General features: G+C 73.7%; 16 protein-coding genes. 12 read left to right on the top strand and 4 right to left on the bottom strand.

Features of this window, described 5'->3' with window-relative positions:
- Positions 1-17 precede the first annotated feature (17 nt).
- From HZF07_RS09115 to HZF07_RS09105, 3 genes are all read left to right on the top strand, one after another.
- The gene (locus tag HZF07_RS09115; RefSeq protein ID WP_157341074.1) at positions 18-812 is read left to right on the top strand and encodes a hypothetical protein; all 795 of its coding nucleotides are present in this window, start codon (positions 18-20) and stop codon (positions 810-812) included.
- A gap of 330 nt (positions 813-1,142) precedes the next feature.
- Positions 1,143-1,814: a hypothetical protein gene (locus HZF07_RS09110; protein ID WP_157341072.1), complete on the top strand. Its 672-nt coding sequence runs from the start codon at positions 1,143-1,145 to the stop codon at positions 1,812-1,814.
- Positions 1,815-1,853: 39 nt separating this feature from the next.
- On the top strand, positions 1,854-2,522 hold the full coding sequence (locus HZF07_RS09105) for an SDR family oxidoreductase (protein WP_181644969.1): 669 nt from the start codon (positions 1,854-1,856) through the stop codon (positions 2,520-2,522).
- On the opposite strand, the gene HZF07_RS09100 is transcribed toward HZF07_RS09105, so the two are convergent.
- Together HZF07_RS09100 and HZF07_RS09095 are read right to left on the bottom strand one after the other, a co-directional pair.
- Positions 2,519-3,196: a TIGR00266 family protein gene (locus tag HZF07_RS09100; protein WP_157341070.1), complete on the bottom strand. Its 678-nt coding sequence runs from the start codon at positions 3,194-3,196 to the stop codon at positions 2,519-2,521. The two genes, HZF07_RS09105 and HZF07_RS09100, sit on opposite strands and share 4 nt — an antisense overlap.
- A 58-nt stretch (positions 3,197-3,254) precedes the next feature.
- On the bottom strand, positions 3,255-3,449 hold the full coding sequence (locus HZF07_RS09095; protein WP_157341068.1) for a hypothetical protein: 195 nt from the start codon (positions 3,447-3,449) through the stop codon (positions 3,255-3,257).
- Positions 3,450-3,668: 219 nt separating this feature from the next.
- Between HZF07_RS09095 and HZF07_RS24375 the strand changes: the two genes are divergently transcribed.
- The 7 genes from HZF07_RS24375 (at position 3,669) to HZF07_RS09060 (ending at position 11,482) form a co-directional block, all read left to right on the top strand.
- The gene (locus HZF07_RS24375; protein ID WP_157341066.1) at positions 3,669-4,403 is read left to right on the top strand and encodes a helix-turn-helix transcriptional regulator; all 735 of its coding nucleotides are present in this window, start codon (positions 3,669-3,671) and stop codon (positions 4,401-4,403) included.
- 27 nt (positions 4,404-4,430) lie between these two features.
- Positions 4,431-4,916 (top strand): nucleoside deaminase, encoded by a 486-nt coding sequence (locus HZF07_RS09085; protein ID WP_181644968.1) that lies wholly within the window; start codon positions 4,431-4,433, stop codon positions 4,914-4,916.
- Positions 4,913-5,323 carry a cupin domain-containing protein gene (locus HZF07_RS09080; RefSeq protein ID WP_157341064.1) on the top strand — a complete coding sequence of 137 codons (411 nt, stop codon included), beginning with the start codon at positions 4,913-4,915 and terminating at the stop codon, positions 5,321-5,323. The genes HZF07_RS09085 and HZF07_RS09080 overlap by 4 nt, the downstream gene beginning before the upstream one ends.
- Positions 5,320-6,051 (top strand): SDR family oxidoreductase, encoded by a 732-nt coding sequence (locus HZF07_RS09075; protein ID WP_157341062.1) that lies wholly within the window; start codon positions 5,320-5,322, stop codon positions 6,049-6,051. Before HZF07_RS09080 ends, HZF07_RS09075 begins: the two co-directional genes overlap by 4 nt.
- 90 nt (positions 6,052-6,141) lie before the next feature.
- Entirely contained in the window at positions 6,142-7,077 is a 936-nt protein-coding gene (locus tag HZF07_RS09070) for a carbamate kinase (RefSeq protein WP_157341061.1), read from the top strand.
- A gap of 23 nt (positions 7,078-7,100) precedes the next feature.
- Complete coding sequence (bar, locus tag HZF07_RS09065) at positions 7,101-8,195, top strand: barbiturase (RefSeq protein ID WP_157341059.1); 1,095 nt, start codon at positions 7,101-7,103, stop codon at positions 8,193-8,195.
- 125 nt (positions 8,196-8,320) lie between these two features.
- Positions 8,321-11,482 carry a hypothetical protein gene (locus tag HZF07_RS09060; RefSeq protein WP_157341057.1) on the top strand — a complete coding sequence of 1,054 codons (3,162 nt, stop codon included), beginning with the start codon at positions 8,321-8,323 and terminating at the stop codon, positions 11,480-11,482.
- A gap of 7 nt (positions 11,483-11,489) precedes the next feature.
- Here the strand turns inward: HZF07_RS09060 and HZF07_RS09055 are convergent, their stop codons facing one another.
- Positions 11,490-12,647, bottom strand: coding sequence for a CaiB/BaiF CoA transferase family protein (locus tag HZF07_RS09055; protein ID WP_157341055.1), 1,158 nt, complete (start codon positions 12,645-12,647; stop codon positions 11,490-11,492).
- Between the two features lie 9 nt (positions 12,648-12,656).
- Complete coding sequence (locus HZF07_RS09050) at positions 12,657-13,247, bottom strand: DJ-1/PfpI family protein (protein ID WP_309504673.1); 591 nt, start codon at positions 13,245-13,247, stop codon at positions 12,657-12,659.
- A gap of 47 nt (positions 13,248-13,294) precedes the next feature.
- On the opposite strand from HZF07_RS09050, the gene HZF07_RS09045 reads away from it, so the two are divergent.
- A complete protein-coding gene (locus tag HZF07_RS09045) occupies positions 13,295-16,519 on the top strand; it encodes an ATP-dependent helicase (protein ID WP_157341051.1) in 3,225 nt (1,074 codons plus the stop codon).
- Positions 16,516-19,701 carry an ATP-dependent DNA helicase gene (locus HZF07_RS09040; RefSeq protein ID WP_309504672.1) on the top strand — a complete coding sequence of 1,062 codons (3,186 nt, stop codon included), beginning with the start codon at positions 16,516-16,518 and terminating at the stop codon, positions 19,699-19,701. The genes HZF07_RS09045 and HZF07_RS09040 overlap by 4 nt, the downstream gene beginning before the upstream one ends.
- The last annotated feature ends 9 nt before the right edge of the window (positions 19,702-19,710 follow it).

The raw sequence follows: 19,710 nt of genomic DNA, 5'->3' as shown, positions 1-19,710 counted from the left end.
GCTGCCAGGATGCCTCTATGTCGCTGCGGCTCCTGACCCGCGTGGCCGCCGGGACAGCGGCGCTGGCGGTCCTGTCCGGTTGCGGGACGACATCGATCGCGGAAGCCGAGGCACGAGTCGAGAACGAGCCGGGAGTCGTCACCGTACGTGCATCACAGATGGAGTCCCCGGACACCCTGCCGTTCCTGATCCAAGTTCCTATCGACGTGCGCGTCGTCATGGAGTCCGACTCGACCGAAGCTGAGATCCTCGACGTCTTGGAGGCATACTCCGAGGACGTCGACGACGAGGTGGTTTCGACAGTCGAGGTCGTTCTGCGGGGTCTCCACGGGCTTTCCGTCCTTGCCACGCGCCAGGGTGTCCGCGTCGAGGAGGTGGAGGAACAGGCGGTCGACGACCTGGTCGAGGCCCAGGAGGACGCGGCCCTCGCTGTCTACCGCCGCGAGCTCACGAAGTACCGGTTCGGCGACGAAGACAGGTTGGTTGAGTCGGTTGAGGTCAGACTCGCCGCCCCAAGTGGCTACGACGAGGTCTTCGCGGCGGCCGACCGGTATCGCGAAGCAGAGGGTCCAGTGACTGTGCGATCTGGAAGCTTCGAGCTGGGAGTCGACGAGTACGGCGAGGTCACCGAGGCCAAGACGAGACTGATTCGGGATGCCGGCGAGCGGTTCAGATTGCGCAGCGTGTGGATCGCGGACATCTATGGGATGACCCTGCGAGTCGACGCCAGCGACGTTCCGGCAGCGACCCGGTACGTCGAGTCGCACGTGAGCCGCGAGACGGGGCGCGTGGACGTCGCGGCCGCCACGTAGGTCGCACTGGTTCCGCTCCGGCGACCAGTCCAGCCGCCCGCGTGCCGCACCTGGCTCGACCGGTGGGTCCGACTGGGACCGGCCAACCAACCCGGCGACTGGTGGGTGTCCGCGCTCCCGCCACCGCAATCCCGACCAGACGGGACAGACCCAGCTAGACCGGAGATCTTGATCCACCAGGTGAATCAGAATCTCCGCCGGGACCCCGACGTCCCCCGTTCCGCGCCTCGTGTGTCCGACCGCAGGTCGGCGGCCTCCCGATCGGGCGCCCTTGTCCCCGACACCTGGCAGGCGCACCATGGCGGTACGGCGCTGAAGAAGGTGATGCCGATGGGCACGACCGCTGTCCTTCGCAACTCGATCCAGCACACCCACGACCGGCTCTCGGACCGGCTCGCCGATGCTCGGGAGATGGCGGTCTCGCGGGATCGGCCCCGCGACGGCCACGCCCGGATCGACGGGTTCCTGTCGAGCGCCAGCAAGCACCTGCACGCCGTGGATGCGGTCCTGCTGCGTCCCGCGCGCCGCAAGGTGCCCGACGGCGGCGCGCTCGTCCACGACTACCTCCGCTCGAGCAAGGATCTCGAGGTGGTGCTCGCGCACGTCAAGGCCCACGAGTTCGGCTCGGTCTACGAGACGTCCTACTCCTGGCCGCAGGTGTGGGGCGAGGTCGAGACGGCGATGGCCGACCACCGCCGGCACGAGGAGGTGCTCGGCGACCGGCTCAGCGACAACCTCGACGACGACGAGATCGACCTGCTGACCCAGCGCCTGTACGCCGCCGAGCTCGCCGCCCCGAGCCGGCCCCACCCCTACACCCCGCACACCGGCCTGCTCGGCCTCGTCGCCCGGCGGGTGATGCACGCGGTCGACGGCTTCTGGGACACCGCCGAGAACCGCATGGTCCCGACGCCGGCTCCCGAGCCGAAGAAGCGGCCCGGGCTGGTGGCGCAGTACTTCCTCGCCGACCCGCGCTTCGACGAGGAGCAGCCCACCCGGTGACGGCCTGACGGCCGGTCGGCCGGCGTCTAGGTTGGTGCGGTGACCCGTGTCGCCGTCCTCGGAGGCCACGGCAAGACCGGGCGGGCCGTCTGCTCCGCGCTCACCGAGCGCTCGGCGCAGGCGGTCCCGCTCGGGCGCGCCGACCAGGCCGACCTGCCCTCCGCACTCGCCGGGTGCGCCGCGGCGTACCTGATCGCGCCCAACCTGCACCCCGACGAACCCACCTACGTCGCCGACGCCCTCGCCGCCCTCGCGGCCGCGGGCGTCGGTCGCGTCGTCTACCACTCGGTCGCCTCGCCCTACCTCCCCGACCTGCCGCACCACCTCGGCAAGGCCGTCTCCGAGGACCTCGTGCGCCGCTCCGGCCTGGCCTGGACGATCCTCCAGCCCGGCGTCTACCTGCAGAACCTCGACCTCTCCGCCACCGTGCGGGTCCCGTACGACGTGGACGCGCCCTTCGGCTTCCTCGACCTCGCCGACCTCGGCGCCGCCGCCGCGACCGTGCTGCTCGCCGACGGCCACGACGGCGCGACGTACGAGCTCGCCTCGCGGCGCGCGACCGTGCGCGAGCTCGCCGAGGAGGCCGGCGTCGCGGCGGAGCGCGGCCCGGACCCGCGCGAGCACCCGTGGCTGACGGCGATGTTCGACTACTACGACCGGCACGGGCTCCCGGCCGGGACGCTCACCCTGCGCGCGCTGCTGGCCTAGGTGTTGTTGCTCTGCGGCAGGTTGGGGATCAGCCAGTCCAGGAACGCGTCCTGGCTGCGGGTCTGGATGTAGATCCGCCCCGGCCCGGTCACGTCGACCACGAAGCCCTCACCCGAGAAGAACGTCGACTTCCAGTTGCCGACCTTGCGGACCGCGTAGTTGACGCCCTCGGTCCAGGCGACCATGTGGCCGGTGTCGACGGTGTAGGACTGGCCCGGCTGGAGGTCGATCGCGTGGATCGCGCCGTAGCTGGAGAGCACGACGTCGCCCTGCCCGCTGATCCGGAGCATGAAGAGCCCCTCGCGCGAGAAGAACGTCTTGGACCCGCCCCACGTCGAGTCGACCTCCAGGCCCTGTGACGAGGCGAGGAACGAGCCGGACTGCACGAAGAGGGTGCCGGTGATCGGCCAGGCGACCACGTCGCCGGCGAGCGCGGGCGCGAGCCACAGCTCCGCGCCGTCGGCCTGCGCGGTGAAGGTGTTCATGAAGAACGACTCGCCGCCGAGGACCGATCGTCGCAGCCCCTTGAGCAGACCACCCTGGGTCGAGGTCTCCATCGCGATGCCGGGTGACATCGCGAGCATGGCGCCGGCCTCGGCGCGCACGGTCTCGCCGGCGCTGAGCACGACCTTCGCCGCCGAGTACGCCGGGCCGTACATGATCTCGGTCTGCATCGGGCCTCCCTGGGTCGCCGTGCCGAGCTCGGTCTCGGTACTCGGAGCGTAGCGGCGCTCAGCAGTCGGGCGCCGGGTCCCGCGGCAGCCCCTCGGCGAGCACCACCATGCCGCTGGTCGTGGCGGTGTCGATCCACGCCCGGTCGACGCCGAAGTCGCGCAGGACCCCGTCGATGGCGTCCAGGAGGGCGAGCTGCAGGGAGAGGCTGCACTCGTCGTGGACGGTGGCGACGCGAACCCGTGCTTGCGTCATCTCGGCCGGACCTCCGAGACCTCTGTAGGGGGCGGTGATGGTCATAGACCTTCCATCGACCGGTCCAACCCCCGTCCTGAGGATCGGTCACGGCTTTACCCAGTTTTGGGGGATAGCCCACTTTCCGGCGGTCTGGCGTGTGTACTGGTTCCCAGTCCGGGCACGAGCTGCCCGGATGCGGCGTCGTACGGGGGTTCGGCGCCGGCCGAAGGGGGACTGGTGGGGGCCAGCGGAGACGAGGCGCGCGCGCCGTCGCGCGCCGGGACACAGCACCAGCACGCCTCGGCTCGGCGGCCACGGGTGCTCGTGCTGGAGCGCCACGTCGCGCTCGCCGAGGCGCTGTGCCACGTGCTGGAGGCCGCGGAGTACCACGCGCGCTACGTCGCCGAGCCGTCACGCTCGATCGTGGTGCAGCTGCGGGACGCGCCACCGGCAGCGGTCGTCGTCGGCGTGGAGTCGGAGGGGCCCCTGCAGGAGCGCCTCGCCCTCATCGAGGCCGTCAACGGTGCCGGCATCCCGACGATCGGTCTGACCGGGCACGTGGACGACCCGGTGCGCCGACGCCTGCTGCGCCGCGCCGGGACGGCGTGGGTGGTGGGCCGCAACGAGTCCCTGGAGCGGTTCGTCGAGGTCGTCTCGTTGGCGGCGCAGGGCGTGGTCCCCGACGGCGACGGCGTCGACGACGGCGACGCCGGCGGGTCCGCGGCCGCGCGCGCCCAGGCGCTCGAGGAGTGCTTCGAGCGGCTGCTCCGCCTCGCTCCGAGGGAGCGCGAGATCCTCGAGCACCTGAGCCAGGGCCGCACCGTGGACGAGATCGCCCGCATCGACCAGGTGGCCGCGTCGACCGTGCGGACCCAGGCCCGCAACGTGCTCCGCAAGCTGGAGGTCTCCTCGCAGCTCGCGGCCGTCGCGCTGCTGCGCTGGGTCCGCGAGTCCACGGGGCAGGAGCCGTAGACCGCCCCGCCCTGCCAGACTCGCCACGTGAGCCTCTCCGCCACCGACCTCCGACACCTCCGGCACTGCGTCGATCTGGCCCGCGAGGCCCTCGACGACGGCGACGAGCCCTTCGGCTCCGTGCTCGTCTCGGGCGCCGGCGAGGTGCTCTACGCCGACCGCAACCGGGTCAAGGACGGCGACCAGACCCGGCACCCCGAGTTCGACATCGCCCGGTGGGCCGGCCAGCACCTGCCGGCCGAGATGCGCGCCGCCTGCACGGTCTACACCTCGGGCGAGCACTGCGCGATGTGCAGCGCGGCGCACGCGTGGGTCGGCCTGGGCCGGATCGTGTACGCCGTGTCCACCGCGCAGCTGGTCGGCTGGCTGCGTGAGTGGGGCGTCGCGCCCGGCCCGGTGCGCCCCCTCGCGGTCAACGACGTCGCCCCCGGCATCCCGGTCGACGGACCGGCTCCCGAGCTCGAGGCGGAGGTGCGCGCGCTGCACGCGCGGCTCCACGGGGCGGACGCATGACCGGCCGGCCGCCGCTCGCGGAGGCGCTGGACCTCGAGCCGCACCCCGAGGGCGGCTGGTACCGCCAGACGTGGGTGTCCCCGGTGAGCGTCACGCTCGACGACGGCCGGGTCCGCCCGACCGCGACCCTCATCTACTTCCTGCTGCCGGCGGGCGAGTGCTCCGCCTGGCACCGGGTCGCCTCCGACGAGCTCTGGCTCGCGCACGCCGGTGCGGTCACCCTCGAGCTCGGCGGCAGCGGCGAGACCCCCGGTCGGGCGACCGAGGAGGTCGTCGACGCGGTGACGCCGCAGGTGCTCGTGCCGGCCGGCACCTGGCAACGCACCCTCCCGGACTCGCGCGACGCGCTGGTCAGCTGCCTGGTCTCGCCGGGCTTCGACTTCGCCGACTTCGAGCTGGCGCCATGAGCACCACGCTCGTCACCGGAGGCACCCGCGGCATCGGCGCCGCGATCGCGCTGCGCCTGGCCCGGGCCGGCCACGACCTCGTGCTCGGCTACACCCGCGACGACGCCGCCGCCGAGGAGACGCGGCTCGCCGTCGAGGACGCCGGCGTCCGCTGCGCCGTCGTCCGCGCCGACCTCACCGACCCCGACGGCGTCGCCCGGCTCTTCGCCGCCGCGGGCCCGCTGACTGGAGTCGTCAACAACGCCGGCGCCACGCTGCACATCGGGCCGCTCGCGGAGACGCCTCCCGACGTCGTCGCCGCGACCGTCGACCTCAACCTCACCTCAGCGCTGCTGGTCGCCCGCGGGGCGGTGCGCGCCCTCGGCACGTCGTACGGCGGCCGCGGCGGCGTGCTCGTCAACATCAGCTCCGGCGCGGCCACGCTCGGGGCGCCGGGGGAGTACGTCCAGTACGCCGCGGCCAAGGCCGGCGTCGACGCCCTGACCGTCGGGCTCGCCCAGGAGGTCGCCGCCGAGGGCATCCGCGTCGTGGGGGTGGCGCCGGGCATCATCCGGACGACCATCCACGCCGACGCGGGTGAGCCCGGGCGCGTGGACCGGGTCGGCCCGCTGGTGCCGCTGGGCCGCGCGGGCGAGCCGCACGAGGTCGCCGACGCGGTCGCCTGGCTGATGAGCGACGAGGCGTCCTACGTCACCGGCACCACCCTGCGGGTGGCCGGCGGTCGCTGAGCGGCGTTGTGCATGTTCGGGAACCTCGGGACCATTGCTTGGCAACTCCTGCCATGGGCCGCGCCGGTGCCTGGTCACTAGGTTCGTGGCATGAGGGTCCTGCTCGCGCTCGGTGGCAACGCCATGACGAACGCCGACGGGCGGGCCCGCCCGGAGGACCAGATCGCCGCGGCCGGGGTCGCGATGGCTGCGGTCGCCGACCTGCTGGAGCAGGACGTCGAGGTCGTGATCACCCACGGCAACGGACCCCAGGTCGGCAACCTGCTGGTCAAGAACGAGCTCGCCGCAGCGGTGGTGCCTCCGGTCCCGCTCGACTGGTGCGGTGCGCAGACCCAGGCGACTCTCGGCAACGTCCTGATGAACGCCTTGGACGCCGAGCTCGCCGGTCGCGGGGTCGACCGGCGTACGGCGGCGCTCGTGACCCGCACGCTCGTCGACGCCGACGACGCCGGGTTCACCGACCCGACGAAGCCGATCGGCCGCTACCTCCCCGCCGACGAGGCCGCCGTGCTCGTCGAGCACGGCGAGACCTGGCAGGACCGCGGCGAGAAGGGCTGGCGCCGCGTGGTCGCCTCGCCCGAGCCGCTCGAGATCCTCGACGCCCCGGCCGTCCGGGCGCTCGTCGACGCCGGCTTCGTCGTCGTCGCCAACGGCGGCGGCGGCATCCCGACCGTGCGGGGGACCGACGGCTCGCTGCACGGGGTCGAGGCCGTCATCGACAAGGACCTCGGCGCCGCGCTGCTCGCTCGCACCGTCGCGGCCGACGTGCTCGTCATCGCGACCGACGTGCCGCACGCCGTGCTCTCGTGGGGTACGCCGGAGGCGCGCGACGTCGGCGTCGTCACGGCCGCCGAGATGCGCGACCTCGCCGCGGAGGGGCACTTCGCCAGCGGCTCGATGGGGCCCAAGGTCGACGCGGCCTGCCGGTTCGTCGAGCAGGGCGGCCACCGGTCCGTCATCACCGACCTCGCCCACATCTCCGACGCCGTCCGGGCCACGGCCGGCACCGTCGTCGTACCCAACTGACCGCCACCCATCGAAGGAGCCCCATGCCCAGCGCCATCGAAGTCCGCAAGGTCCCGATCCACTCGGTCGCCGACGCCAGCGAGCTCGCGAAGCTGATCGACGACGGCGTCATGGAGGCCTCCCGCGTCATCGCGATCATCGGCAAGACCGAGGGCAACGGCGGCGTCAACGACTACACGCGGATCATCGCCGACCGCGCGTTCCGCGAGGTGCTGGTCGCCAAGGGCGCCGACGCCGAGGCGGTGAAGCAGGTCCCGATCGTGTGGTCGGGTGGCACCGACGGCGTGATCAGCCCGCACGCGACGATCTTCGCGACCGTCGACGCGGAGCCGAGCGACGAGCCGCGGCTGACGGTCGGCTTCGCGATGAGCGAGCGGCTCGCTCCCGAGGACATCGGCCGCACCCCGATGATCACCAAGGTCGCCGACGCGGTGAAGGTCGCGATGGAGCGGGCCGGCATCACCGACCCGGCCGACGTGCACTACGTGCAGACCAAGACCCCGCTGCTGACGATCCACACGATCCGCGACGCCAAGTCGCGCGGCGAGACCGTGTGGACCGAGCACACCCACGAGTCGATGGACCTGTCCAACGGCTGCACCGCGCTCGGCATCGCGGTCGCCCTCGGCGAGATCGAGATGCCCTCCGACGACGACGTCATGCACGACCGCTCGCTCTTCTCCTCGGTGGCCTCCTGCTCGTCCGGCGTCGAGCTCGACCAGGCCCAGGTGGTCGTGGTCGGCAACGCCACCGGCGTCGGGGGCCGCTACCGGATCGGCCACGCGGTGATGGAGGACGCGCTCGACCAGGACGGCATCTGGGAGGCCATCCGCTCCGCGGGCCTGGACCTGCCGGAGCGCCCGCGAACCGCGGACCTCGACGGCCGCCTGGTCAACGTCTTCCTCAAGTGCGAGGCGTCGCAGGATGGCCAGGTCCGCGGCCGGCGCAACGCGATGCTCGACGACTCCGACGTGCACTGGCACCGCCAGATCAAGGCGGCCGTCGGTGGTGTCACGGCCGCCGTCACCGGCGACCCCGCCGTCTTCGTCTCCGTCTCGGCCGCCCACCAGGGCCCCGACGGCGGCGGCCCGGTGGCCGCGATCGTCGACCTGGGCTGACCCGCACGATCTGCCAGCGCCATCCCCCGGCTGGGTGATGGCCCTGGCGCTCACTCCGGCGGATCGTGGGGGTGGCCCTGCCGCCGCCGCCTCCCGCGTCGGCGCCCGCGGGTCGGGAGATCACGATGGCGGGTATCGACGACCGGGCCGGGGGCTTCGAGAGCGCACCGGCGTCCGCGGGCGGCCGCGCCCGGATCCAGCCCGGCCAGGACGCCGGGACCGAGCTCGCCGCCGAGCGGTCCAGGGCGGCGGTCCGGGCCGAGCAGCGCAAGGCCATCCGCGGCGGGCTGCTGCTCCTCGGGCCGGTCCTGTTCCTGGCGCTGCTGGCGTTCAGCGCCGACCGTTGGCCGGCCGGCCGCTACAACACCAGGGCGGCCGACGTCGACGCGTGGGCGCGCGGGCTGCTCTCGATCGTGCTGCTGGTCGTCTCGGTGCAGCTCGTCGCCGTGCTGGTCGCCCTCGAGCACACCGTCGGCCGCCGTGGGGAGCCACGGCACCATCTCCGGCTCATCCTGGTCTGGGGCGGACGGCTCGTCGTCGCCTGCGGCGTCGCGCTCGCGGTGCTCGTCGGCTGGGCCGGGCCCGACGACGCACCGGAGTGGTGGGACGACCTGGACCGGTGGGGACACGTCGTCGTCGTGTCGCTCGCGGCCGAGGCCTTCGCCCTGGCCTGCCTGCTGGCGATGTGGTGGCGGATCCGCCGGTACGACCCGTCGCCGCGGGTCCTCAGGTCGGCCGAGACCTCCTCGGCGGTCTACGAGCTGATGGAGCCTGCCGACCCCGCAGAGGTGCCGCCGTTGCGCGCGATCGGTGCCTCGGGCGGGGGCATCCGGGCCACGGCGTTCGTGCTCGGTGGCCACCAGGCGGTGCAGGACCGGGCGTGCCGGCGCGCGGAGACGCAGGGCGTGCCCGACCCGGAGCCGCACGTCTTCGCGGTCAGCGGCGGCAGCTATGCGGCCGCGGCGCTGGCCATGCGGCGTGCGTTCCGCAGCGACGGCAGCAACCGTCCCGACCCGACCGAATGGACCGAGTCCTACCGTCTGGACTCACCGGAGCTGGAGCGGCTGCGGCGACACACGCGCTACCTCTTCGAGCCGCGCTGGCGGATGCAGGACGGGCTGATCTCGCTGCTGATGGGGGCGGCGGTCAACATCATCATCATCGGCGTGCTGCTGCGCCTGGTGACCTGGGTGAGCGCGGAGTTCGCCCTCATCACCGGCGTCGTCGAGCTGACCCGCAACTCGCAGGGGCGGCGTACCGATCTCGACCTCGCTCCGGGCTGGGACCTCGGCAACTGGTTCATGCTGCTCGGCTTCTCGTTGATCTGCGCGGTCCTGATCTGCGTGCTGACGCTGGTCAGCTGGTGGAGCACCTCGGCGTTCGACTCGGCGAACGACGATCCCGCCGACGCACCCGCGGGCCAGCCCGTGGCCCCGGTCCGGCACAGCACGGCCATCGGGCTGATGAACTGGTCGGCGCGGCTGCGCCGGGTCCTGTTCCTCGCCGGCCTGGGCTGGCTGCTGCTCGTGCTCGGTCTGCCCGCGGCGACGGTCGCCGTCGTCGACCTCACGACGTCCAACCGGCCGACCACGACCGCCGCGTCGGTGCTGGACAGCGTCGGCTTCGGGACCCGCTCCCTGTGCACCCAGGCGCTGGTCGAGCAGCTCAACCGGGCCGCCGTGGTCGCCGGCGAGCTCGCCCGGGTCAGTCCGGACGAGCCCCGGGAGGTGACCGCGGGCGCCTGCGGCGTCGAGACGACGGTCTCCCGGACGGTCGCGTCGAACGGCACCGCCGACGTCGCCGACGACGTGCTCCTGCCCGCGGACGACGACGCCGCGCGCGACCTCGCCGAGACCCGGCGCATCCCGGGCCAGGTCGCGGGGCTGACCGCCGTGCTGCTCTTCGTGCTCGGCCTGCTGCGTCGAGGGCCGAGCCCCGAGACGTCGGTCGAGGAGCGGTGGACGGCCCGGATGCGTCGCGTGGTGATGACCTGGCTGCCGCTCGCCATCATGATCGGGGTCGTCGTCTACCTCATGCTGCTGTGGACCCTGCGCTTCATGATCTACATCGACCCGCTCTACACGATGACGGCCGCGGTCCTGACCGTCGGCGCCTGCGCGGTCGCGTACCTCCTCGACGCGAACGCGACCTCGCTGCACAACTTCTACCGCGGGCGGCTCTCCGACGCGTTCGCGGTGGCCGTGGACGAGGGCACGGGGCGGGCCACGCAGCTGCCCTCGGGCATCGTCTACAACTACTCGGACCTCGCTGCCCGCAGCTCCGCGGAGCAGGATCCCCGGCTGCACGTGATCGCGACCCTGAACTCGCAGGCGCCCAACGAGGCGCCCACGATGCGCGGCGGGTTCCCGGTCGTCTTCGGCGCCCGCGAGCTGTCGCTGCACCGCGAGGAGCGGCAGCACGTCTGCGTGCCGATGCGCGACTACGAGCGGTTCGCCGGCCCGGGCCGGGTCTCGATCATGGCGTCGGTCGCGATCAGCGGCGCGGCGATCTCGCCGCTGATGGGCCGCTACGGCAGCCAGACGGCGCCGTACCGGTTCCTGCTGGCGCTCTTCAACATCCGCGTCGGCACGTGGGTCTCCAACCCGATGCACACTCCTGCCGATCTGGCGGACATCCCGCTGCAGAGCGCGCCCGAGCGCCGGGCCCGCTGGACGGACGCCTTCTGGCTGACCCGCAAGCCCGGCCTCGCGCAGGTGGCGCTGGAAGCGGTGGGCAACTCGTCCGCGGACCGGCGGTGGGTCTACCTCAGCGACGGCGGGCACCTCGACAACACCGGCCTGGTCGAAGCGGTCCGCTTCTGCGTCGAGGACCGCACGGGCGGCCGCATCCTGGTGCTCGACGCCAGCAACGACCCGCCGGGTGCGTGGTCGGCCGTCGGCGACGCGATCAGCGTGGTCCGGGCCGACCTCGGCGTCGACCTGCGGCGCGTGGACCTGGGTGCTCAGCCGCCGTGGATGCGGGTCTACCAGGGGTCCGGCCTGGAGGTCGTGGTCGTGAAGGCCGTCCGGGTCGAGGTGCCCGGCACGGCGCCTGCCGGATCGGAGGGAGCCGGCGGCGGGTCCGTCGACTGGTCGCACACCCTCCCGCCGGACGTCGTGTCCTTCCAGCTGACGCACAAGGACTTCCCGCGCTCCTCGACCGGACGCCAGAAGTTCGGCGACCTGGAGTTCGAGGCCTACCGGTCCTTCGGGTACGCCGTGACCGCCGCCTCGCTCGACATCGTCGACCGCTCGCACGCGCCGGCCCCGTCGGAGGACCCGCCCTGACCCGGTCTCAGGAGTCGAGCCACTCCCGGATGGACTCGTCGTGCTGGCCCAGCGTCGGCGGCGCGAGGTGCGTCTCCCGCCCACCGGAGTAGGGGTTGTCGTCGAACCGGATCGGCGAGCCCGGCAGCTTCAGGTCGCCCTTCGTGGCGTGCGAGACCTCGAGCAGCAGGCCCTGGGAGAGCGCCTGGTCCCAGGTGTAGACGTCGTCCATCGAGCGGACCTTGCCCGACGGCACGCCGGCGTCGGACAGCAGCGCCAGCCAGTGCTCCGCGGGCTGATCGGCGAAGAGACCCTCCATCCGCTCGGTCAGAGCCGGGCGGTTGGCCACGCGCAGCGCGTTGGTGGCGAACCCCGGCTCCGCCGGGTCCCAGCCGAGGGCCGCGCACAGGGCGCGCCAGAGGTTCTCCGAGCCGCACGCGATCTGGATCGGCGCCGACGCCGTCGCGAACATGCCGTAGGGGGAGATCGACGGGTGGTGGTCGCCGGCCAGCCCCGGCACCTCACCGCCGACCGTCCAGCGGGTGCCCTGGTAGGCGTGCACGCCGACCATGCCGGCGAGCAGCGACGTCCGCACCACGCGACCCCGCCCGGTGGACGTGCGCTCGTGGAGGGCGGCGAGGACGCCGTACGCGCCGTACATGCCGGCCACCAGGTCGGCGATCGGCACCCCGACCTTGGTCGGCTGCTCGGTGCCGGTGATCGACATGAGCCCGCCCTCGCCCTGCGCGATCTGGTCGTAGCCCGAGCGCGACGCCTCCGGGCCGTCGTGGCCGAACCCGGTGATCGACAGCACGATCAGCCCCGGGTTGAGCTCGTGCAGCCGAGACACCGGGAACCCGAGCCGGTCCAGCACGCCGGTCCGGAAGTTCTCCATCAGCACGTCCGCGCGCTCGACCAGCCGCGCGAGCACGTCCTTGTCGGCGTCCGACTTGAGGTCGAGGACCAGCGACTCCTTGTTGCGGTTGGCCGACATGAAGTACGTCGACTCGCGGTCCTCGCCCTCGCCGAGGAACGGCGGGCCCCAGCCGCGGCTGTCGTCGCCGGCGGGCGACTCGACCTTGATCACCCGCGCGCCCAGGTCGCCGAGCATCATCGCCGCGTGCGGGCCGGCGAGCGCGCGGGTCAGGTCGAGCACGAGCAGGTCGGAGAGGGGTCCGTCAGCCATGGAGGCAGCCTAGGACTGCCACATCCACTCCATCTCGGTGACCGTCCGGTCCCGCGTCTCCTGCCCGGCGAGCAGCTGCACGACGTGCAGGGCCAGGTCGACCCCGGCCGAGACGCCGGCCGAGGTCAGGATGTTCTCGCTACTGCGGACGAACCGCTGACCGCGGATCACCTTCGTCGTCGGCGAGACCGCGGCGAGCTCGTCGAAGGCGTCGTGGTGGGTGGTGGCGGGCCGCCCCGCCAGCAGTCCGGCGGCACCGAGCACCAGTGCGCCGGTGCACACCGACAGCAGCAGCTCGACCTCGGCCGCCCGCTCGCGGACCCAGTCGAGCACCCGGTCGTCCTTCATCAGCGCCCGCGAGCCGGAGCCGCCCGGCACCACGACGAGGTCGGGAATCGGCGCGTCCGCGAGCGCGTACGTCGGGAGCACGGTGAACCCGCCGCGGCCGGCGACGGGGTCGCCCGTGACGCCGACCGAGTGGACCGAGAACGGGTTGCCCTCGCCGAGCTCGCCCGCCACGTTGAAGACCTCGTAGGGTCCGGCGAAGTCGAGCACCTCCATGTCGTCGAAGGCCAGGATCGCCACGGTCCGCTGACTCACGGGGACCATTGTGGGGCGCTGTCGGCGCCGGATGGTCGAATGGCCACATGACGGCCACCGCGGAGACGACGTACCACCTCGTCCGTCCCGACCGCGCCGTCACCGTGCCGACCCTCGACGAGCACCAGCAGCGCGTCGTCGACCACCCCGGCGGCCCGCTGCTCGTGCTCGCCGGCCCGGGCACCGGCAAGACCACCACGCTCGTCGAGGCGATCGTCGACCGCATCGAGCGGCGCGGCGCGACGCCCGACCAGGTGCTCGCGCTGACGTTCTCCCGCAAGGCCGCCGAGCAGCTGCGCGACCGCGTCACCGCACGCCTCGGCCGCACGACGTCGACCACGCTCAGCTCGACCTTCCACTCCTTCGCCTACGGCCTGATCCGGCGCTACGCACCGGCGGAGCTCTACGAGGCGCCGCTGCGGCTGCTCTCGGCGCCGGAGCAGGACGTCGTGCTGCGCGAGCTGCTCACCGACCACCCCGAGTCCGTGGCCTGGCCCGAGTCGCTGAGCCGGGCCCTCGGCACCCGCGGCTTCGCGCGCGAGGTCCACGCGGTGCTCGCCCGGGCCCGCGAGAAGGGCCTCGACGGCGAGGGGCTGCGGCTGCTCGGCGAGGCCGAGGGCCTGCCTGAGTACGTCGCCGCCGGGCTGTTCCTCGACCAGTACCTCACCAACCTCGACTCGCAGGGCGCCACCGACTACGCCGACCTGATCCGCCGCGCGACGATCGAGGCGGAGGCCCACCGCGACGAGCTCCGGGCCCACCTGTCCCACGTCTTCGTCGACGAGTACCAGGACACCGACCCCGGCCAGGTCGCGCTGCTGCGCGCGCTGGCGGGCGACGGCCGCGACCTGACCGTCGTCGGCGACCCGCACCAGTCGATCTACGGCTTCCGGGGCGCCGAGGTGCGCGGCATCCTCGACTTCCCGACCGAGTTCCCGCGCGCCGACGGGTCGGCGGCCGCGGTGGTCGCCCTGCGCACCACCCGCCGGTTCGGCCCGCGGGTGCTGGTCGCGTCCCAGCGCGTCGCCGGCCGGCTGGCGCTGCCGGGCAGCATCCCCGAGGACGCCAAGGAGGCGTTCCTCGCCCCGGAGTCGGCCCCCGGCCTCGACCCGGGTCGGGTGCTGGTGCGCACCTTCGACACCGAGCGCGCCGAGGCCGAGCACCTCGCCGACCTGCTGCGCCGCGCCCACCTCGAGGACGGCGTGCCCTGGCACGACATGGCCGTGCTGGTGCGCTCGGGCCGCACCTCGATCCCGCCGCTGCGCCGGGCGCTGGGCGCAGCCGGCGTGCCGGTCGAGGTCGCCAGCGACGAGGTGCCGCTGGTGCGCGACCCGGCGGTGCTGCCGCTGCTCGACGCGCTGCGCGCCGTCGTCAACCTCGACAACGACGACCCCGAGCACGTCGAGCACCTCGACCCGGCACGGGTCGAGGCGCTGCTGCTCGGTCCGCTCGGCGGCCTCGACGCCGGCGACGTCCGCCGCCTGGCCAGGCTGCTGCGCGCCCGCGACAAGGAGCAGAGCAAGACCGAGGACCGCCCACCGCGAACGTCGCGGGAGCTGGTGCGCCGGGCCGTGGTCGAGGCGGGCTTCCTCGACGGGCTCGCCGGCCCCGAGGCCGGCCGGGCCCGGGCGCTCACCCAGCTGCTGCTCGACACCCGCGCGGAGATGCACGCGGGCGCCACGGCCGAGCAGCTGCTGTGGACGCTGTGGTCGCGCACCGCGTGGCCGGCGCGGCTGCGCCGCTCCGTCGAGCACGGCGGCGGCGCGGCCCGACGAGCGCACCGGGACCTCGACTCGATCTGCGCGCTGTTCGACGTCGCCGCGCGCTCGGAGGAGCAGCGCGACCACGTCGGCGTCCGCCCGTTCCTCGCCAGCCTCGTCCAGCAGCAGATCCCGGCCGACACGCTCGCCGAGCGGGGCGCCCGCGGCTCCGCCGTACGCCTGCTCACCGCGCACCGCTCCAAGGGCCTCGAGTGGCGCCTGGTCGTCGTCGCGCACGTGCAGCAGGACGGCTGGCCCGACCTGCGCCGCCGCTCGACGCTGCTGCAGGCCGACCGGATCGGCGAGCACGGCGTGGTCCCGCCGGTCTCCGCGCGCGAGCTGCTGATGGAGGAGCGCCGGCTCTTCTACGTCGCCTGCACGCGCGCCCGGCAGCGGCTGGTCGTCACCGCCGTCGCGTCGGCGGAGGACGACGGCGAGCAGCCCTCGCGGTTCCTCGAGGAGCTGGGCGTCGGCGTCGAGCGGGTCGTCGGCCGGCCCCGGCGGCCGCTGTCGATGGCCGGCCTGGTGAGCGAGCTGCGCCGCACCGTGGCCGACCCGGCGACCAGCGAGACGCTGCGCGCGGCCGCCGCCCGCCGGCTGGCGCGGCTCGCGGGCGAGAGCATCGGCACCCGGCCGCTGGTGCCGAGCGCCGACCCGTCCACCTGGTGGGGCACCCGCGCGGCCACCCGGTCGGTCCAGCCGGTGCGCGACCCCGACCAGCCGGTGCCGGTCTCGGCGAGCGTCCTCGAGTCGATGATGGTCTGCCCGACCCAGTGGTTCCTCGAGCGCGAGGCCGGCGGCATCGCCCGCGCCCACCAGTCCGCCAACCTCGGCGAGCTCCTCCACGCGCTCGCCCAGCGGGTCGCCACGGGCGAGGTCGAGCCCGCGGTCGACGTCCTCATGGAGCACGTCGACGCGGTGTGGGACCGGCTCGACTTCCGCACCCCGTGGTCGAAGGCCCGCGAGCACGAGCGGGTCCGGGCCGCCCTCGCCCGGTTCCTGCAGTGGCACCTCGGCAACCCGCGCCGACTGGTCGGCACCGAGGCGCAGTTCGAGACCGTGGTGACCCTCGACGACGGCGAGCACGTGAGGCTCACCGGCTACGCCGACCGTCTCGAGCTCGACGCCGAGGGCAACGTCGTCGTGGTCGACCTCAAGACCGGCCGCACCAAGCCCAGCAACAAGTCCGTCGAGAGCCACCTCCAGCTCGGCCTCTACCAGCTCGCCGTCGACCACGGTGCCGTCGCCGAGGTCGCGCCCGACGCCCCGGCCGGCGGGGCCGAGCTGATCCAGCTCGGCCTGGTCGACGGCGGCGACGCCGCCGTGGTCCAGGTCCAGGACGTGCAGCCCGACGACGGACCCGGGCGCACCGCGCTGCGCGACCAGCTGCGCCACACCGCGTCGCTGCTGCGCGCCGAGTCCTTCCCGGCGGTGGCCGGCCAGCACTGCCGCGACTGCGGCTTCGTGCCCATCTGCCCGATCAAGAGCGCAGGGTCGGTGACGAGCCAGTGACGCCCCGACAGATCCGCACCCCCGAGGAGCTGCAGGCGGTGATGGGCACCGCCTACGCCCCGAGCGCCCAGCAGTGGGCGGCGATCTCCGCCCCGCTCGCGCCGGCGGTCGTGATCGCGGGCGCCGGCTCCGGCAAGACCACGCTGATGGCCGCGCGCGTCGTCTACCTCGTGGTCACCGGTCAGGTCCGTCCCGAGGAGGTGCTGGGCCTGACGTTCACGACCAAGGCGGCCAGCGAGCTGCGCGCCCGGATCCGGGGCGCGCTCCAGGCAGCGGGGGCGCTGGAGGAGCCGGAGGACGCTCTGCTGGATGCCGGCGCGGAGGACGTCCTGGAGCCGACGGTCGCGACCTACAACGCCTACGCCGCGAGCCTGCTCACCGACCACGGCCTGCGCATCGGCCACGAGCCCGACACCCGGGTCATCACCGACGCGGCGCGCTACCAGCTCGGCGCGCGGGCGGTCGACCGGTTCACCGGCGACATCCGGCACCTCAGCGACCACCCGGCCACCGTGATCCAGAACCTCCTCGCCCTCGACAGCGCGATGAGCGAGCACCTCGTCGGCCCCGTCCGGGTCCGTGAGCTCGACGCCGAGGCGCGCGCCGGCTTCGAGCGCGCGCTGGCCGAGGAGGTCGCGGGCAAGAACCGCGTCACCTACCGCGAGGCCGTCGAGAAGGCGATCTCCGCGATCGACCGGCGCGCCGAGCTGCTCGGGCTCGTCGACTCCTACCGCCGCCTCAAGCGCGACCTCGGGCTGATGGACTTCTCCGACCAGATCGAGCTCGGCGCCCGGCTCGCCGCGGAGCAGCCCGACGTCGGCGCCCATGAGCGGGGCCGGTTCAAGGTCGTGCTGCTCGACGAGTACCAGGACACCTCGGTCGCCCAGGCCGTGATGCTCTCCCGCCTGTTCGCCCACGGGCACGCGGTGACCGCCGTCGGCGACCCCAACCAGGCGATCTACGGCTGGCGCGGCGCCTCGGTCTCCAACATCCTCGGCTTCGCCGAGACGTTCCCCGCGGCCGACGGCGGCGAGGTGCCGACCTACCCGCTCACGGTCAACCGCCGCTCCGACGCGCGGATCCTCGAGGTCGCCAACCGGCTCGCAGCGCCGCTCTACGAGAAGTTCGCCCAGGTCGAGCCGCTCGTCCCCAAGCCGGGAGCGGAGCCGGGCGAGGTCGGCACCCGGGTCTTCACGACCCACGCCGACGAGCTGGCGTGGCTGGTCGACGCGGTCAAGGAGGCGCACACCGGGTCGTGGGCCAAGATCGGCGTCCTGACCCGCGACAACGCCCACGCCGAGGACGTCTTCGACGCGCTCACCGGAGCCGGCGTCCCCGTCGAGATCGTCGGCCTCTCCGGGCTGCTCCGGCTGCCCGAGGTCGCCGAGGTCGTGGCCACCCTGCACCTGCTGCACGACGTCACCGCCAACGCCGCGCTGCTCACCCTGCTCACCGGTCCGCGGTGGGCGATCGGGCCGCGCGACCTCCGGCTGCTCAGCCGCCGGGCGTTCGAGATCGCCGGCCGGCAGGGTCGTGGGGCGGCCTCGGCGTCGGTCACCGACCAGCTCCTCGAGATCGCCGACGGCATCGACCCCGCCGAGATCCCCTCGCTCGACGACGCGCTCGCCGACCCCGGGGAGCACCCCTACTCGCCCGAGGCGCTGGAGCGGTTCGCGCTGCTGTCCGGCGAGCTGCGGATCCTGCGCACCTACGTCGGCGAGCCGCTGCTCGACATCGTGCGCCGCATCATCGACACCAGCGGTACCGACGTCGAGCTCGCCTCGGCCGTCAGCCCGGCGGCTGCGGCCCGCCGCGACAACGTCGACCTGTTCGTCAAGGCGGTCGCCGACTTCCAGGCCGTCGACGGCGACGTGACCCTCCCGGCGCTGCTCGCCTACCTCACTGCCGAGGACGACCAGGGCAACGGCCTCGACGTCGCCACGCCGACCGAGGCCGACTCGGTCAAGCTGCTCACCGTGCACCGGTCCAAGGGCCTGGAGTGGGACGCGGTGTTCCTGGTGGGCGTCTGCGAGACCCGCTTCCCGTCCAACCGCTCGCGCACGCTGTGGACCTCCTCGCCCGCGATCCTCCCGGCGCCGCTGCGCGGCGACGCCCACGACCTGCCGCAGCTGGCGGGCCACGACAAGGCCGCCCTCGACGCCTACCGCGCCGCGACCCGCGACCACGACGCGGAGGAGGAGCTCCGGCTGGGGTACGTCGCGTTCACCCGGGCCGCGCACCGCCTGGCGGTCACCTCCTACCTGTGGAGCCCGCGGGCCACGCCGTTCGGCCCGTCGGACTACCAGGTCGTCGTGCGCGACCAGCTCGCCGCGTGGGGAGAGCCGCTCGAGGGATGGCAGGAGAAGCCGGTCAAGGGCGACCCCAACCCCTACGACGCGGTCGACCCGTCCCGGCCGTGGCCGCCGACCGGCACCGGCCGCGAGGCGGCGCTGCGCATCGAGGCGGCCCGGCGGGTGCGCGAGGCCGACCCCGGTGCCGCGGACGTCGGGCTGGACATGATCGAGGCCGCCCAGGTGGCCGACTGGGACGCCGAGCTCGACCGCCTGGTCGAGGAGGCGCGGGCCGACCGGAGCACCGAGATCGCCGTGCCGCTGCCGAGCAGCCTGTCGGCGACCGCGCTCGGGCGGCTGCGCGACGACGCCGCGGCGTTCGCGCGGGAGCTGGCCCGGCCGATGCCGCGCCCGCCGTCGTCGTCGGCCCGCTTCGGGGTCCGCTTCCACGCCTGGGTCGAGGCGCGGTTCGGGCAGCAGGACCTCTTCGACTACGGCGACCTCCCGGGCCGCGGCGACGCCGGCATCGACGACGACGCCGACCTCAAGGAGCTGATCGCGACCTTCGAGTCCGGGCCGTTCGGCAGCCGGACGCCCTTCCAGGTCGAGGCGCCGTTCGCGCTGGTGCTCGGCGGCCAGGTCGTGCGCGGGCGCATCGACGCGGTCTACCTCGAGGGCGACGGCACGTTCCTGCTCGTCGACTGGAAGACCAACCGGTCGGCCACGGCGGATCCGCTCCAGCTCGCCATCTACCGCCTCGCCTGGGCCGAGCTGCACGGCGTGCCGGTGGAGTCGGTGCGGGTCGCCTTCTACTACGTCCGCACCGGCGAGGTCGTCGAGCCCGAGGACCTGCCGGGGCGTCAGGCGCTGGAGGCGCTGGTCAGCGGCTGAGCGCCGGCC

It is taken from the genome of Nocardioides agri, assembly GCF_013778305.1.
Classification (GTDB): domain Bacteria; phylum Actinomycetota; class Actinomycetes; order Propionibacteriales; family Nocardioidaceae; genus Nocardioides; species Nocardioides agri.
The sequence above is the reverse complement of the archived record's forward strand: the minus strand, read 5'-3'. Positions and strand labels throughout refer to the sequence as shown.